Source organism: Micromonospora sp. WMMD987 (genome assembly GCF_029581435.1).
GTDB classification, from domain to species: domain Bacteria; phylum Actinomycetota; class Actinomycetes; order Mycobacteriales; family Micromonosporaceae; genus Micromonospora; species Micromonospora rifamycinica.
Genome location: NZ_CP120861.1, coordinates 4,641,736 through 4,657,500, shown reverse-complemented (window position 1 = coordinate 4,657,500; position 15,765 = coordinate 4,641,736). Strand labels below are relative to the sequence as shown.

The following is a 15,765-nucleotide window of genomic DNA, read 5'->3' as shown; positions in this document are numbered from 1 at the left end:
AAAACAAATAGTGATTCCGTGAGTAGTGGCGAGCGAAAGCGGATTGAGGCTAAACCGGTTGCGTGTGATACCTGTCAGGGGTTGCGTGGTCGGGGTTGTGGGACCCTGCTGAACAGGCTGACACTTGTTCGAGGAGTTATCAAGTCAGTGGCTAGCCGAACAGTCTGGAATGGCTGACCGTAGGCGGTGAGAGTCCGGTAGGTGAAAGTTGCTGATCTTCTGTGGGTGTTCCCGAGTAGCGGCGGACTCCTGAAATCTGCCGTGAATCTGCCAGGACCACCTGGTAAGCCTAAATACTTCCTGGTGACCGATAGCGGACGAGTACCGTGAGGGAATGGTGAAAAGTACCCCGGGAGGGGAGTGAAATAGTACCTGAAACCGTTCGCCTACAATCCGTCGGAGCCTTGCGGGGTGACGGCGTGCCTTTTGAAGAATGAGCCTGCGAGTTAGTGGCATGTGGCGAGGTTAACCCGTGTGGGGTAGCCGTAGCGAAAGCGAGTCTGAAGAGGGCGTGTGAGTCGCATGTTCTAGACCCGAAGCGGAGTGATCTAGCCATGGGCAGGCTGAAGCGCGGGTAAGACCGCGTGGAGGGCCGAACCCACCAACGTTGAAAAGTTGGGGGATGATCTGTGGTTAGGGGTGAAAGGCCAATCAAACTCCGTGATAGCTGGTTCTCCCCGAAATGCATTTAGGTGCAGCGTCGTGTGTTTCTTGCCGGAGGTAGAGCACTGGATGGTCTAGGGGGCCTACAAGCTTACCGAAATCAGCCAAACTCCGAATGCCGGTAAGTGAGAGCGCGGCAGTGAGACTGCGGGGGATAAGCTTCGTAGTCGAGAGGGAAACAGCCCAGATCACCAGCTAAGGCCCCTAAGCGTGTGCTAAGTGGAAAAGGATGTGGGGTCGCATAGACAACCAGGAGGTTGGCTTAGAAGCAGCCATCCTTTAAAGAGTGCGTAATAGCTCACTGGTCAAGTGGTTCCGCGCCGACAATGTAGCGGGGCTCAAGCACACCGCCGAAGCTGTGGCATTCACATGATACTTCGTCAGGCATTTTGGTGTCTGGTGCAGGTGTGTGGATGGGTAGGGGAGCGTCGTGCCGGGGGTGAAGCAGCGGGGTGACCTAGTTGTGGACGCGGCACGAGTGAGAATGCAGGCATGAGTAGCGAAAGAAGGGTGAGAAACCCTTCCGCCGGATGACCAAGGGTTCCAGGGCCAGGCTAATCCGCCCTGGGTGAGTCGGGACCTAAGGCGAGGCCGAGAGGCGTAGTCGATGGACAACGGGTTGATATTCCCGTACCCGCGAAGGAGCGCCCGTGATGAACCTTGCTGTGCTAACCACCTGAACTTGCTGATGTCTTCGGATTGATGTGGGGGAGGCTGGGAACCTGGTGGGTAGTAGTCAAGCGATGGGGTGACGCAGGAAGGTAGCTGAGCCCGGCCGGTGGTTGTGCCGGGGTAAGCGTGTAGGCCGACATGTAGGCAAATCCGCATGTCATGGGGCTGAGACGTGATGCCGAGCCGATTCAGGTGAAGTCAGTGATCCTATGCTGCCGAGAAAAGCCTCTAGCGAGTTCTGAGCGGCCCGTACCCCAAACCGACACAGGTGGTCAGGTAGAGAATACCGAGGCGATCGGGCGAACTGTGGTTAAGGAACTCGGCAAATTGCCCCCGTAACTTAGGGAGAAGGGGGGCCGGAGACGTGAAGCCCCGTGCGGGTGGAGCGTTGTATGGCCGCAGAGAGCAGGGGGAAGCGACTGTTTACTAAAAACACAGGTCCATGCGAAGAAGTAATTCGATGTATATGGACTGACGCCTGCCCGGTGCTGGAACGTTAAGGGGACCTGTTAGCCCGTAAGGGCGAGGCGGAGAACTTAAGCGCCAGTAAACGGCGGTGGTAACTATAACCATCCTAAGGTAGCGAAATTCCTTGTCGGGTAAGTTCCGACCTGCACGAATGGCGTAACGACTTCCCCACTGTCTCAACCACAGGCCCGGCGAAATTGCAGTACGAGTAAAGATGCTCGTTACGCGCGGCAGGACGGAAAGACCCCGGGACCTTTACTATAGCTTGACATTGGTATCTGAATGGGCTTGTGTAGGATAGGTGGGAGCCGGTGAAACCTGTACGCCAGTATGGGTGGAGGCAATCTTGAAATACCACTCTGGTTGATTTGGGTATCTAACTTCGGACCGTTATCCGGTTCAGGGACAGTGTCTGGTGGGTAGTTTAACTGGGGCGGTTGCCTCCTAAAGGGTAACGGAGGCGCCCAAAGGTTCCCTCAGCCTGGTTGGCAATCAGGTGTTGAGTGCAAGTACACAAGGGAGCTTGACTGTGAGACTGACAGGTCGAGCAGGGACGAAAGTCGGGACTAGTGATCCGGCACTTGCGTGTGGAAGCGGTGTCGCTCAACGGATAAAAGGTACCCCGGGGATAACAGGCTGATCTTCCCCAAGAGTCCATATCGACGGGATGGTTTGGCACCTCGATGTCGGCTCGTCGCATCCTGGGGCTGTAGCAGGTCCCAAGGGTTGGGCTGTTCGCCCATTAAAGCGGTACGCGAGCTGGGTTTAGAACGTCGTGAGACAGTTCGGTCCCTATCCGCCGTGCGCGTAGGATACTTGAGAAGGGCTGTCCCTAGTACGAGAGGACCGGGACGGACGAACCTCTGGTGTGCCAGTTGTCCCGCCAGGGGCACGGCTGGTTAGCTACGTTCGGAAGGGATAACCGCTGAAAGCATCTAAGCGGGAAGCCTGCTTCAAGATGAGGTATCCCACCCCACGTTGTGGGGGTAAGGCCCCCAGCTAGACGACTGGGTTGATAGGCCGGAAATGTAAGCTCGGTAACGGGTTCAGTTGACCGGTACTAATAGGCCGAGGACTTGACTACGAAGCTGCTACGCGTCCACTGTGCAACTCTGAACAAATGATCGGCAACCCCCCACGGTGTGGGTGTGTGTGTTGTTTGATATGTTCATAAGGTTACGGCGGTCATGGCGGAGGGGAAACGCCCGGTTACATTCCGAACCCGGAAGCTAAGCCCTCCAGCGCCGATGGTACTGCACTCGGGAGGGTGTGGGAGAGTAGGACACCGCCGGACAATCTTTCAGTCGAGGGCCGCCCCATCCGGGTCGGCCCTCGACTGCGTAGCGTCGTCGGTGACGCAATCAGGAAGGATGTACCTGTGAGTTCAGGATCGCAGGGCGGAGATCGTCCGCGCCGATACGAAGACCGTTCGGACCGACCCCAGGGGCGGGACGCCGGCCCACGCCGTGACGACCGTCCGCCGTACCGGGGTGACCGTGACGACCGCAGTGCTTCGCAGGGCGGCTTCCGTGGCGGTGATCGTCGTGGGGAAGGTTTCCGATCTGGTTCCCGTACCGGCGATGCTCGGCCCGGTGGTTTCCGTCGGGACTCCGACTCCCGCGACGGGGGCTTCCGTGGCGGTGACTCCCGCGAGGGTGGTTTCCGTGGCGGTGACCGTCGTGAGGGTGGTTTCCGGTCGGGTCCGCGCGATGGTGATTCGCGTCCCGGTGGTTTCCGTCGGGACGGTGATTCGCGGTCGGGTGGTTTCCGCGGTGGGGACCGGCGTGACGATTCGCGTGGTGGTGACCGCGGTGGTTTCCGGCCCGGTCCGCGCGACGGCGATTCCCGGTCCGGTGGTTTCCGTGGCGGTGACTCCCGCGAGGGTGGTTTCCGTGGTGGTGACCGTCGTGAGGGTGGTTTCCGTGGTGGCGACCGCCGCGAAGGTGGCTTCGGTGGCGACCGCCGTGAGGGCGGCCCGGGCGGTGAGCGTCGTCCCGGTGGTTTCGGCGGTGGCGACCGTCGTGAGGGTGGCTTCCGTAGCGACGACCGTCGTGACGGCGGTTTCCGTGGCGGTGACCGTCGTGAGGGTGGTTTCCGGTCGGGTCCGCGCGACGGTGATTCCCGACCCGGCGGGTTCCGCGGTGGGGACCGGCGTGACGATTCGCGTGGCGGTGACCGTGGTGACTTCCGGTCCGGTCCGCGTGAGGGCGGCCTCCGCAGCGGCGATTCCCGTGAGGGTGGTTTCCGTGGTGGTGACCGCCGCGAAGGTGGCTTCGGTGGTGACCGCCGTGAGGGTGGTTTCCGGTCCGGTCCCCGCGAGGGTGGTTTCCGTGGCGGTGACTCCCGTGAGGGTGGTTTCCGTGGTGGTGACCGCCGCGAAGGTGGCTTCGGCGGCGACCGTCGCGAGGGCGGCCCGGGCGGTGAGCGTCGTCCCGGTGGTTTCGGCGGTGGCGACCGCCGTGAGGGTGGTTTCCGGTCCGGTCCCCGCGACGGTGATTTCCGTCCCGGTGGCTTCCGCCGGGACGGCGACTCCCGGCCCGGCTTCCGGGGCGGTGACCGTCGTGAGGGTGGCTTCCAGGGCGGTGACCGTCGTGAGGGTGGTTTCCGTGGTGGTGACCGCCGCGAAGGCGGCTTCGGTGGTGACCGCCGCGAGGGTGGCTTCCAGGGCGGCGACCGTCGCGAGGGTGGTTTCCGGTCCGGTCCCCGCGAGGGTGGTTTCCGTGGCGGCGACCGTCGCGAGGGCGGCCCGGGCGGTGAGCGTCGTCCCGGTGGTTTCGGCGGTGGTGACCGTCGTGAGGGTGGTTTCCGGTCCGGTCCTCGCGAGGGTGGCTTCCGGGGTGGTGACCGTCGTGAGGGTGGTTTCCGGTCCGGTCCCCGCGACGGCGATTCCCGGCCCGGCGGGTTCCGTGGCGGTGACTCCCGCGAGGGTGGCTTCCGGGGCGGCGACCGTCGGGACGGTGGTTTCCGGGGCGGGGAGTCGCGCTTCCAGGGCGGCGATTCGCGTGGTGGCGACCGTCGTGAGGGTGGTTTCCGGGGCGGCGAGCGTGACGGTTACGACCGGCCGCGCCGCGACGACCAGCGGGGTGGCGAGGACCGTCGTCGTGAGGGCGGGTTCGGCCCCGACCGGGAGCGCCGGGACGAGGCCGACGCCCGTTCGGTCGCGCCGGCCCTGCCGGACGAGATCTCCGCGAGCGACCTCGACACGGCGGTCCGTGCCGAACTTCTCTCGCTGAACAAGCCGGTGGCGGAAACCGTCGCCCGGCACCTGGTGGCCACCGGTCAACTGATCGACGAGGATCCGGCCGAGGCGCTGGCCCACGCGATGGCGGCCCGCCGGTTGGCCGCCCGGATCTCGGCGGTGCGCGAGGCGGTCGGCCTGGCCGCGTACCACGCGGGGGAGTGGCAGACGGCGATCGCCGAGCTGCGCACGTACCACCGGATGACCGGGTTGCAGAGCCATCTGGCGGTGCTCGCCGACTGCGAGCGCGCCCTGGGGCGTCCGGAGCGGGCGATCGACCTGTTCCGGGGGGCCGACAGCGACAAGCTGGACAAGGCCGTGGCGGTCGAGCTGCTGATCGTCGCCGGTGGTGCCCGCAGCGACCTGGGGCAGAAGGACGCGGCCGTGGCGATGCTCCAGGTTCCGGAGCTGACCGCCGAGGCGGCTGAGCCGTGGACCGCCCGGCTGCGTTACGCGTACGCCGACGCGCTGCTCGCGGTGGGTCGGCGCGAGGAGGCCCGGGAGTGGTTCGCCCGAGCCGCCGAGGTGGACACCGACGGGGAGACCGACGCCCCGGAGCGGCTGCTGGAACTCGACGGTGTGGTGATCGAGGGCGACGACGAGGACGACGAGCCGGCCGAGGCGGAGACCACCGCTGCGCTGCCGGCCGCCCCGGACACCGCAGCCGCAGCGACGCCGGGGGACCGTGACGATCGGAACGACGCCGACGACCAGAACGACGCCGACGACCAGAACGACGCCGACGACCAGAACGACGCCGACGACCAGAGTGACGCCGACCACCAGGACGCCGGGGACCAGGACGACGTCGCCGGTCGCGACGGGGTTCGCGCCGGCCGCGACGAGGATGCCGACGACGAGGGCACCGACGGTCGCGACGGCGACGGTCGCGACGGCGACGGTCACGACGGCGACGAGGCCGCCGCGCTGAGCCGGGACAACGGCGACGCCGACCGGGAGGACGGTCCCGACGCTGGCGTCCACGAGGACGACGAGCCGGCCGACACCGACCACCGTGCCGGTGCTCCGGCAGACGCGGGCGACGCCCCCGACGCCGCTGCGGACACCCGGCCCGGTACCGGGCGGACCGGTGACGCGGTGGCTCCGGTCGAGGCGCGGCCGGCCGACGGGCCCGGGTCGGCGGCGGACCCGCGATGACCGGGGTCGCCGGGGACCGGTTGGTCGACGGGTACGCCCTGGTCGCCTTCGATCTGGACGGAGTGATCTACCTGATCGACCGGCCGATCCCCGGCGCGGTCGAGGCCCTCGGCGCGTTGCGGACCGAGGGTCGGGCGGTGGCGTTCGCCACGAACAACGCCTCACGGCGTTCCAGTGAGGTCGCCGACCTGCTCACCGGGATGGGCGTACCGGCCGATCCGGCGGAGGTGCTCACCTCGGCGGCGGCCGCCGCCGAACTACTGCGGGACCGGCTCCCCGCCGGGGCCGCGGTGCTCGTCGTCGGCGCGGAGGCGCTGCGGGCCGAGATCCGCGCCGTCGGCCTCACCCCGGTCGACCGCGCCGACGCCGCGCCGGTCGCCGTCGTCCAGGGGTACGGCCCGCAGGTGGGCTGGGTGGACCTGGCCGAGGCGTCGGTGGCGATCCGGGCCGGAGCGACCTGGGTGGCCACCAACACCGACCGGACGCTGCCGAGTGGACGCGGCCCGTTGCCGGGTAACGGTTCACTGGTGGCCGCCCTGCGGCACGCCCTGGACCGGGAACCCGACGTGGTGGTCGGCAAACCCGAACCGGCGCTCTTCGCCACCGCCGCCCGGCGTGCCGGCACCGGCCGCACGTTGGTGGTCGGTGACCGGCTGGACACCGACATCGAGGGTGCCCGCCGGGCCGGGCTGGACAGCCTGCTGGTGCTCACCGGGGTCAGCGACGTCCCCGAGTTGTTGGCCGCCACCGAGCTGCGCCGGCCGACCCACGTCGCGGCCGACCTGGCCGGGCTCTTCGATCCGGCGGCGGTGGTCCGGGTTCCCGGCGATCCGCGGGCCGGCGGGTGGTCGGCGACGGCCGCCGACGGGGTGGTGGAGTTGAGCGGTGCCGGGCGACCGTTGGACGCGGTGGCGGCGCTCTGCGCGGTCGCCTGGTCGGCCGGTACCGGTGCCGCCGTACGACCGGTCTCACCGGAGGCGGAGCGGGTGCTGGCCGGGCTCGGCCTGACCCGCTGACCCGCCGGGCCGGGCGGCGCGGGTGCCGCCCGGCACCCGGACCCGGTCAGAGCAGCTTGCGGAGCTTCAGCAGGTCGAAGGGGCTGGCCTTGATGGAGACCCGGCGGGCGGCCACCGCCTTGGTGACGTCGAGCTGACCGTGCACCAGGGCCACCAGGTCGTCGCTGGTGGTGATCAGGGCGATCTTCGCCTTCGGGTCGTCGCCGTCGCTGAGGTCGACCAGCCGACCGCCGGTGATCCGGCCGTGGAAGGCGGTCTCCAGATCGGTGATCCGGCAGGCCAGCGTGCGATCCAGATCGATCTTGCTGGACGCTTCGGCGTGCCGGTCCAGGCGGTCGGCAAGATCCCGCAGCGCCTGTCGGCACTCGTCCACGCTGGCCACATCGTCCTCCTTGCACCCGCCACGCCGTTTCCCGGCACCGTACCGCAATGGGCGGCGCGGGGCGCCCGGTAGCGTGAGGGCCGGACACTCCCCCCGCGGAAGGACTCAGTCATGCAGGACGCGTGGCGTGCCTACCTGGAGCTGGCCCTGGGCCTGACGGAAGCGCCCCGGAAGAGAGCCCAGGACGCCGCCCGGCGGTTGGCCGGCACGGGCGGCGCGACCGCCGTCCAACTCCAGGCGCTCGCCGAGGAACTCCTGGCCACCGGCGCGGCCAACCGGGAAGCGCTGACCAAGCTGGTCCGGTTCGAGGTCGACCGGGCGCTCGGCGCGGTGGGGCTCGCCACCGCCGACGAGGTCGCCGAGCTGACCCGCCGGGTGCACGAACTGGAGCGGCAGCTCCGCGAGGCGAGGAACGGACCGGTGGCGGTACCGGGCGGCGACGCCGCGCCCGACACCACCGCTCCGGCGGTTGGCACGGCCGGGACGTCCGGTGCCGTGGTGGGCGCCTCCGGTGGTGCGGCCGGGACGTCCGGTGCCGCTGCGGGGTCCTCCGGCGGCACTGCGGACGCGGCCGGGGGCGCTGTGCCGCCGGCCGGTGGTGAGTCCGGTGCCGTCACGCCCTCGCCGCGGACCGTGGCGAAGAAGGCCGTGGCGAAGAAGGCCGTGGCGAAGAAGGCCGTGGCGAAGAAGGCCGTGGCGAAGAAGGCCGTGGCCAAGAAGGCCGTGCCGGCGGACCCGTCCGCCGGGTCGGGAACGCCCGGCGAGGACCCGGCAGCGCCGTCCCGACCACCCCGTAAGGCCACTCCCGGCCGGGGGTCCTCCGGCGGTGCCGGGTGAGCGGCTTCCCCGGGAGCCGGTCGTGACCGGCCCGTTCCGCCCCGCCCCGCCGCCGGCCGGTCGCCCGGGTCCGCCCTCCGCCGGTCGCCCGGGTGCACCGTCGGTCGGTCCGCCGTCCGCCCATCGCCCGGGTCCGCCGCCCGCTGGGCGGCCTGGTCCGCCGGCGGTCGTCGGTCGTCCGGGTCCGCCGCCCGCCGGTCGGTCGGCGGCACCGTCCACCGTCGCTGACGAGGACCTCGACGAGGCCCGTCATCCGGCCGTCGACGCCGCCGTCCGGGCGATGGCGAACGCCGAGGGACTGCCGCCGGCGGACCAGATCGCCCAGTACGAGGCGGCGTACCAGACACTGCGGGAGACCCTCGCCACCATCGACCAGGCCTGACCGGACCGGAGAGAACCACCCCCATGGCACGTCGTACCCGACTCGACGCCGAAATCGTCCGCCGCGGCCTGGCCCGTTCCCGTGAGCAGGCCGCCGCGCTGATCGAGGCCGGCCGGGTCCAGCTGCGCGGGGTGCCCGCGCGCAAGGCGGCCGCGATGGTCGACCCGGCCGACCCGCTGCTGGTCACCGGTGCCGACCCGATCGACGAGTACGTATCGCGGGGCGGCCACAAGCTGGCCGGCGCGCTCGCCGCCTTCGCCCCGACCGGGTTGACCGTCGCCGGCCGCAGGTGCCTGGACGCCGGGGCGTCGACCGGCGGCTTCACCGACGTGCTGCTGCGCGCGGGTGCGGCCGAGGTGGTCGCCGTGGACGTCGGGTACGGCCAGCTCGCCTGGTCGCTGCGTACCGACGAACGGGTCCGGGTGCTGGACCGCACCAACGTGCGCACCCTCACCCCGGAGGCGATCGGCGGGCCGGTCGACCTGACCGTGGCCGACCTGTCGTTCATCTCCCTGCGCCTGGTGCTGCCCGCGCTGGCCGGCTGTACCCGTACCGACGGCGACCTGGCGCTGATGGTCAAGCCGCAGTTCGAGGTCGGCAAGGAGCGGGTCGGGGCCGGCGGAGTGGTCCGCGATCCGGCGCTGCGGACCGAGGCGGTGCTGGAGGTGGCGGCGAGCGCCGCCGGGCTCGGCCTCGGCCTGGCCGACGTGGCGGCCAGCCCGCTGCCCGGCCCGAGTGGCAACGTCGAGTTCTTCGTATGGTTGCGCCGGGACGCGCCGGCGGCCGACCCCGAACGGGTGCACGCCGTGGTGGTCGCCGGGCCGACCGGCCCCGGACCGGCCGCGGCGTCCGGGAAGGTGGCAGGGTGAGCGTGGTGTGCGGCGTCGGGACGGTGTCCCACGAGGGTGGACGGGAGGCGGGTCCGGTGGACCTCAGCGAGGGCCTGACCGGCCGGGTGCGGCACGGGCGGTGGCACCGGTGAGCCGGACCGCGCTGCTGGTGACGCACACCGGCCGGCGACGGAGCACCGAGCACGCCCGGGCGGTCGCGGCCGACCTGATCGCGGCCGGCTTCGAGGTCCGGGTGGTGGCCGAGGAGGCCGAGGACCTCGACCTGCCCGGGGTGGTGCCGATGGCCGGGCTGCGGGCGGCCGAGGGGGCCGAGATCGTCTTCGCGCTCGGCGGGGACGGCACCTTCCTGCGCGCCGCCGAACTGGCCCGTCCGGCGAAGGCGCCGCTGCTCGGCATCAACCTGGGCAAGGTGGGTTTCCTCGCCGAGGCGGAGATCGACGATCTCGACACCGCCGTGCGGGACGTGGTCGGGCGCAACTACACGGTGGACGAACGGCTCACCCTCGACGTCACCGCCGAGTTCGACGGCGGCCCGACCATCGAGTCGTGGGCGCTTAACGAGATCAGCGTCGAGAAGGGCGAGCGCGCCCAGATGCTGGAACTGCTGGTCGACGTGGACGGTCGCCCGCTGTCCCGGTACGGCTGTGACGGCGTGGTCTGTGCCACCCCCACCGGCTCCACCGCGTACGCGTTCTCCGGTGGGGGGCCGGTGGTCTGGCCGGAGGTGGAGGCGCTGCTGCTGGTGCCGATCAGCGCGCACGCGCTGTTCAGCCGTCCGCTGGTGACCGCGCCGACCTCCACGTTCGTCATCACGGTCGACCCGTTCACCACCCTGGCCGTGCTCTGCTGTGACGGGCGGCGGGTCTACGACCTGCCGCCGGGCGCCACGGTGACGGTGCGCCGGGGCGCCCTGCCGGTGCGGGTGGTGCGGTTGCGGGACCGGCCGTTCACCGATCGCCTGGTGGCCAAGTTCGACCTGCCGGTGCAGGGCTGGCGCGGCAGCCGCCGCTGATCCCGTCCGGGCTCCCGCGGCGGCTTCCGGGGCGTCCACCTGCGGGACCGTCCCGGCGGCCGGCGGGGTGGCTCATGCCGGTCCGGCCGGTCAGCCGTGCCGGCTGGTCAACTGTCCCAGCACGCGTCTACTGTCGGGTGCTGTGCTGGAAGAGCTGCGCATCACCGGACTGGGCGTCATCGAGGACACCACCCTGCCGCTGGCCGGCGGGATGAACGTCATCACCGGTGAGACCGGTGCGGGCAAGACGATGGTGGTGACCGGCCTCGGCCTGCTGTTCGGCGGCCGGGCCGACGCGGGTCGGGTGCGCGCCGCGCCGGGGCGGGCCACCGTCGAGGGGCGGCTGCGACTCGACGGGCGGGTCGCCGACGTGGTGCACGCCCGGATCGTCGACGCCGGGGGCGGACCCGACGACGACGGCTCGCTGCTGATGAGCCGGACGGTCACCGTGGAGGGCCGGTCCCGCGCCCACCTGGGCGGCCGGAGCATGCCGGTGTCGATGCTCGGTGAGGTCGGCGAGCAGGTGGTGGCGGTGCACGGCCAGTCCGACCAGCTGCGGCTGTTGCGGCCCGCCGAGCAGCGGGCCGCGCTGGACCGGTTCGCCGGCCCCGGGCACGAGAAGCTGGTCGACGCGCTGCGGGAGGCGTACGGGCGGTGGCGGCAGGTGGTCGACGACCTGGCCGACCGGCGCAGCAACGCCCGTGCCCGGCACCAGGAGGCCGATCTGCTGCGGCTGGGCCTGGACGAGATCACCCGGGTCGACCCGCAGCCCGGCGAGGACGACGAGTTGAAGACCGAGGCGCAGCGGTTGGAGCACGCCGAGGGACTGCGGACGGCGGCCCAGCTGGCGCACGTGTGCGTGGCCGGCGGGGTGGAGGCGGCCGACGACACGCCGGACGCGACGGTGCTGCTCGGCACGGCCCGGCGCACCCTGGAGGCGCAGGCCGGCACCGATCCGGCGCTGGGTGAGCTGGCCGGTCGGTTGGAGGAGGCGGCCACCCTGGTGGCGGACGTCTCGGCGGAGCTGTCGACGTACCTGGCGGCGTTGGACGCCGACCCGGCCCGGTTGCAGACGATCTACGAGCGGCGGGCCGCGCTGCGGGGGTTGACCCGCAAGTACGCCGACGACGTCGACGGGGTGATCGCCTGGGCCGAGCGGGCCCGGACCCGGCTGTCCGACCTGGACACCTCCGACGAGGTGCTCGACGAGCTGGACCGGGAGGCGCACCGCCTCGCCGGTGAGGTGGCCGAGCTGGCCGGTCGGCTGTCGGCTTCCCGGCAGGAGGCGGCGGTCCGTTTCGCCGAGCAGGTCACCGTGGAGCTGGCCGGGTTGGCGATGCCGCACGCCCGGATCGAGGTGGCGGTGCTGCCCCGGCCGGCGGGACGCTCGGAGCCCACGCTGGTGGTCAACGGCGTCGAGTGCGGGGTCGGCCCGGACGGTGCCGACGAGGTGGAGCTGCGCCTGCTGGCCCACCCGGGAGCGCCGTCGCTGCCGTTGCAGCGGGGTGCCTCCGGCGGTGAGCTGTCCCGGGTGATGCTCGCCATCGAGGTGGTGTTCGCCGGTTCCGGCGGCCCGCCCACCCTGGTCTTCGACGAGGTCGACGCGGGGGTGGGTGGTCAGGCGGCGGTGGAGATCGGCCGGCGGTTGGCGCGGTTGGCCCGTAGCCACCAGGTGCTGGTGGTGACGCACCTGCCGCAGGTGGCCGCGTTCGCCGACCGGCACCTGGTGGTGGCGAAGGACACCGGTGGCGCGGTGACCACCAGCGGGGTACGGGTGGTGGAGGACACCGAACGGGCCCGGGAGCTGGCCCGGATGCTGGCAGGTTTGCCGGATTCGGATCTGGGTATCGCCCATGCCGAGGAACTCCTGGCCGTCGCGGCGAAGGAAAGACGGCCCTGACCGCGACGATTGTGAGCGGAGGCACACCGGGCCGTGCCCTGGTGTGCTTCCCTGGGTAGGCGGCCCTGCTCAGGCATGTCGCACCGGAAAAACCAGCCTCCCATGCCAGGATGGTCACGATGCGTCTACCCACGTTGCGCCGGACCCGGAACGCGGAACCGGACTCAGTTCTCGGCACCGCACGTCTCGACCGCCGTACCAAGCGGCTGGTCGGCCGGCTCCGCCCCGGCGACATCGCGGTGATCGACCACGTCGACCTGGACCGGGTGGCGGCCGACTCGCTGGTCGCGGTCGGGGTCGCCGCGGTGCTCAACGCCAAGCCGTCGGTCTCCGGCCGCTATCCCAACCTCGGCCCCGAGGTGCTGATCGGTGCCGGCATCCTGCTCCTGGACGACCTCGGCGAGGGGATCTTCGAGCGGCTCCGGGAGGGCGACACCGTCCGGATCGAGGGCAACACCGTCTTCGTCGGCGACGAGCCGGTGGCGCACGGTGACCTCCAGGACGCCGAGACGGTCGCCAAGGCGATGGCCGACGCCCGGGAGGGCCTGTCGGTGCAGTTGGAGGCGTTCGCCGCCAACACCATGGACTACCTGCGCCAGGAACGGGACCTGCTGCTCGACGGGGTCGGCGTCCCGGACATCCAGACCCAGATGCGGGGCCGGCACTGCCTGATCGTGGTCCGGGGCTACGACTACAAGGCCGACCTGGACGTGCTGCGCCCGTACATCCGGGAGTTCAAGCCGGTGCTGATCGGCGTGGACGGTGGGGCGGACGCCCTGGTCGAGGCGGGCTACACCCCCGACATGATCATCGGGGACATGGACTCGGTCACCGACGACGTGCTGCGGTGCGGCGCCGAGGTGATCGTGCACGCCTACCCGGACGGCCGGGCGCCGGGCCTGGCCCGGGTCAACGGCCTCGGGGTGCCGGCGATCACCTTTCCGGCCGCCGCCACCAGCGAGGACCTCGCCATGCTGCTGGCCGACGAGAAGGGCGCCTCGTTGCTGGTCGCGGTCGGCACCCACGCCACGCTTGTCGAGTTCCTGGACAAGGGCCGCGGCGGGATGGCCTCCACCTTCCTCACCCGGCTCAAGGTCGGCGGCAAGCTGGTCGACGCCAAGGGGGTGAGCCGGCTCTACCGGCAGAACATCTCCGGCTCGTCCCTGCTCCTCCTGGTCCTCTCGGCGATCGCCGCGATGGCCTCCGCCGTGGCGGTCTCCACCGTCGGCAAGGCGTATTTGGGCGTGGTCTCGGAGTGGTGGGACAATTTCGTGTTCCAGCTCGGCCAGCTCTTCTAGCTCCCGACCGATCAAGAGGCTGCAAGCGTGATCAATTTCCGATACCACGTGGTGTCCCTGACCGCGGTCTTCCTGGCCTTGGCGATCGGCCTGGTGGTCGGCACGGCCGCCCTCAACGGCCCGGTGGCCGACTCGCTCAAGGAGACGGTCAACTCGCTGCGCAAGGACAACCAGCAGATGCGTCAGTCGGTCAACAGCCTCCAGAAGGAACTGGACCTGGAGGAGGACTTCGCCGCCGAGATGGCGCAGATCATCCTGCCGGGCAAGCTCACCGGCAAGCGGGTCATGGTGCTCAGCCTGCCCACCGGACGGGAGCACACCGACGGCGTGCTGAAGTCGTTGCAGACCGCCGGGGCCACCGTGACCGGCCGGGTCGACGTGCAGGACAAGTTCGTCAACCCGGACAACAACACCAACCTGATGGAGCTGGCCGTCACCGCGGCCCGGCCCACCGCGCCCGCCTCGACCCTGCCCGGCAACGGCAACGGCGTGGAGACCTCCAGCGCCCTGCTGGCCAGTGTCCTGCTCGACCGCCCGCAGGGCACCCCGGCGGTGACCGACGCCGACCGGCGGGCGGTGCTGGCCGCGTACGCCAACGCCGGATATCTCACCAGCGAGGAGAAGGTCACCGGCACCGCCGAGGCGGTCGTGGTGGTCAGCGGGCAGCCCTACGTCGACAAGGACTCCGCGAAGAAGGACGAGTCGGTGGTGAAGATCGCCGAGCAGTTCGACCGCACCGGCGCGATCGTCGTCGGCGGCAACGGCTCCGCCGGGGGCAACCTGGTGGCCGTGGTCCGGGGCGACCCGGTGCTGGCGCAGACCATCTCCACCGTCGACAACGCCAACACCGTGCAGGGTCAGCTGGTCACCAGCCTGGCGCTGGTCCAACAGCTCACCGAGAAGCGGGCCGGTCAGTACGGCGTCGGCGACAACGCCACGCTGGTGCCTAGACTGCCCCAGTGAACGAACCAACTGCCCCGGTGACCGGTTACCACCCGACCGCCCCGTCCGGCGGTGCCGTATGAGCGGGTTCGGGCGGCTGCTCGCCGCCGCCGCCGGAGCCGCCACCGCCCGGTACGCGCTGCGGGAGATCCGTACCGCCCCGGTCGGGCCGGCGCTGGAACGCACCAACTTCCGTGGCCGCACCGTCAGCCTCGCCGCCGGGCCGGCGCTGGCCGTCGGGGCGTCCGGTGCGGGGGCGCTCGGCGCGGGCAGCGCCCCGGCCGGTGCGGCGGTCCTCGTCGCCGGCCTCGGCGCGGGCGCGGTCGGCCTCTACGACGACGTGGTCGGTGCCCGGCCGGAACAGAAGGCCGCCAAGGGTTTCGCCGGTCACCTCGCCGCCCTGCGTGCCGGCCGGGTCACCGCCGGCCTGGTCAAGGTCGCCGGGGTGGGCGCGGCCGGGCTCGCCGCCGCCGCGCTGCTCGCCGCCGACCCCCGGGTCGCCGCGCACCCGCGCCGGCAGCGCCACCGCACCCTCGGCCGCACCGTCGACGTACTGCTCGGCGCGGGCGTGGTGGCCGGTACCGCCAACCTGCTCAACCTGCTCGACCTGCGCCCCGGCCGGGCGTTGAAGTCGGCTGTGCTGCTCGGCGTCCCGCTGGCCGGTGGCCCGCACGCCGGCATCGCCGCCGGGGCGGTCGGCGCCGCCGGTGGACTGCTCGACGAGGACCTGGGCGAGCGGGTGATGGTCGGCGACAGCGGGGCCAACGCGGTCGGCGCGCTGCTCGGGGTGGCGCTCGCCGCCCGGACCGGCCCCGTCGGCCGGGCCGGTCTGCTCGCGGTCCTCGCCGGCCTCACCGCGGCCAGCGAGAAGGTCAGCTTCACGGCGGTCATCCAGCGCACCCCGGTGCTGCGGGAACTCGACGCGCTGGGCCGGCGATCCGACTGA

The 15,765-nt window shown here is 70.7% G+C and carries 10 protein-coding genes, 2 rRNA genes and 1 pseudogene (1 of these 13 only partly in view); 11 read left to right on the top strand and 2 right to left on the bottom strand.

Translation table 11 applies throughout. The annotated features are described in order from the left end of the window. Together O7612_RS19500 and rrf are read left to right on the top strand one after the other, a co-directional pair. Positions 1 to 2,887 (top strand): 23S ribosomal RNA (locus tag O7612_RS19500); it begins 223 nt to the left of the window's first position. A 93-nt stretch (positions 2,888 to 2,980) separates the two neighbouring features. Further along, a 5S ribosomal RNA gene (gene rrf / locus O7612_RS19495) occupies positions 2,981 to 3,097 on the top strand. 90 nt (positions 3,098 to 3,187) lie between these two features. Here rrf and O7612_RS19490 read toward each other — a convergent pair. Continuing rightward, entirely contained in the window at positions 3,188 to 5,068 is a 1,881-nt protein-coding gene (locus O7612_RS19490; protein ID WP_282266292.1) for a hypothetical protein, read from the bottom strand. Between the two features lie 3 nt (positions 5,069 to 5,071). On the opposite strand from O7612_RS19490, the pseudogene O7612_RS19485 reads away from it, so the two are divergent. Both O7612_RS19485 and O7612_RS19480 read left to right on the top strand, forming a co-directional pair. Continuing rightward, positions 5,072 to 5,650, top strand: a pseudogene (locus O7612_RS19485) (hypothetical protein); the annotation flags it as partial. A gap of 545 nt (positions 5,651 to 6,195) precedes the next feature. Then, entirely contained in the window at positions 6,196 to 7,215 is a 1,020-nt protein-coding gene (locus O7612_RS19480; protein WP_282266290.1) for an HAD-IIA family hydrolase, read from the top strand. Between the two features lie 46 nt (positions 7,216 to 7,261). On the opposite strand, the gene O7612_RS19475 is transcribed toward O7612_RS19480, so the two are convergent. Next, positions 7,262 to 7,597 carry an SCP2 sterol-binding domain-containing protein gene (locus O7612_RS19475; RefSeq protein WP_282266289.1) on the bottom strand — a complete coding sequence of 112 codons (336 nt, stop codon included), beginning with the start codon at positions 7,595 to 7,597 and terminating at the stop codon, positions 7,262 to 7,264. Positions 7,598 to 7,708: 111 nt separating this feature from the next. Between O7612_RS19475 and O7612_RS19470 the strand changes: the two genes are divergently transcribed. The 7 genes from O7612_RS19470 (at position 7,709) to O7612_RS19440 (ending at position 15,765) form a co-directional block, all read left to right on the top strand. After that, positions 7,709 to 8,434 carry a hypothetical protein gene (locus O7612_RS19470; protein WP_282266287.1) on the top strand — a complete coding sequence of 242 codons (726 nt, stop codon included), beginning with the start codon at positions 7,709 to 7,711 and terminating at the stop codon, positions 8,432 to 8,434. Between the two features lie 405 nt (positions 8,435 to 8,839). Then, the gene (locus tag O7612_RS19465; RefSeq protein WP_282266285.1) at positions 8,840 to 9,685 is read left to right on the top strand and encodes a TlyA family RNA methyltransferase; all 846 of its coding nucleotides are present in this window, start codon (positions 8,840 to 8,842) and stop codon (positions 9,683 to 9,685) included. Positions 9,686 to 9,794: 109 nt separating this feature from the next. After that, a complete protein-coding gene (locus tag O7612_RS19460) occupies positions 9,795 to 10,679 on the top strand; it encodes an NAD kinase (RefSeq protein WP_282266283.1) in 885 nt (294 codons plus the stop codon). A gap of 142 nt (positions 10,680 to 10,821) precedes the next feature. Further along, a complete protein-coding gene (gene recN, locus O7612_RS19455; protein ID WP_282266281.1) occupies positions 10,822 to 12,579 on the top strand; it encodes a DNA repair protein RecN in 1,758 nt (585 codons plus the stop codon). A gap of 119 nt (positions 12,580 to 12,698) precedes the next feature. After that, positions 12,699 to 13,877, top strand: coding sequence for a putative cytokinetic ring protein SteA (gene steA / locus O7612_RS19450; RefSeq protein ID WP_067313369.1), 1,179 nt, complete (start codon positions 12,699 to 12,701; stop codon positions 13,875 to 13,877). A gap of 27 nt (positions 13,878 to 13,904) precedes the next feature. Further along, complete coding sequence (locus O7612_RS19445) at positions 13,905 to 14,840, top strand: copper transporter (RefSeq protein WP_282266275.1); 936 nt, start codon at positions 13,905 to 13,907, stop codon at positions 14,838 to 14,840. A gap of 58 nt (positions 14,841 to 14,898) precedes the next feature. Continuing rightward, positions 14,899 to 15,765 carry a hypothetical protein gene (locus tag O7612_RS19440; protein WP_282266273.1) on the top strand — a complete coding sequence of 289 codons (867 nt, stop codon included), beginning with the start codon at positions 14,899 to 14,901 and terminating at the stop codon, positions 15,763 to 15,765.

Bases quoted from the DNA above. Each gene is read 5' to 3' on its own strand.
- O7612_RS19465 (WP_282266285.1), top strand. From the start codon at position 8,840: ATGGCACGTCGTACCCGACTCGACGCCGAAATCGTCCGCCGCGGCCTG.
- O7612_RS19480 (WP_282266290.1), top strand. From the start codon at position 6,196: ATGACCGGGGTCGCCGGGGACCGGTTGGTCGACGGGTACGCCCTGGTC.
- steA (WP_067313369.1), top strand. From the start codon at position 12,699: ATGCGTCTACCCACGTTGCGCCGGACCCGGAACGCGGAACCGGACTCA.
- O7612_RS19440 (WP_282266273.1), top strand. From the start codon at position 14,899: ATGAGCGGGTTCGGGCGGCTGCTCGCCGCCGCCGCCGGAGCCGCCACC.
- O7612_RS19470 (WP_282266287.1), top strand. From the start codon at position 7,709: ATGCAGGACGCGTGGCGTGCCTACCTGGAGCTGGCCCTGGGCCTGACG.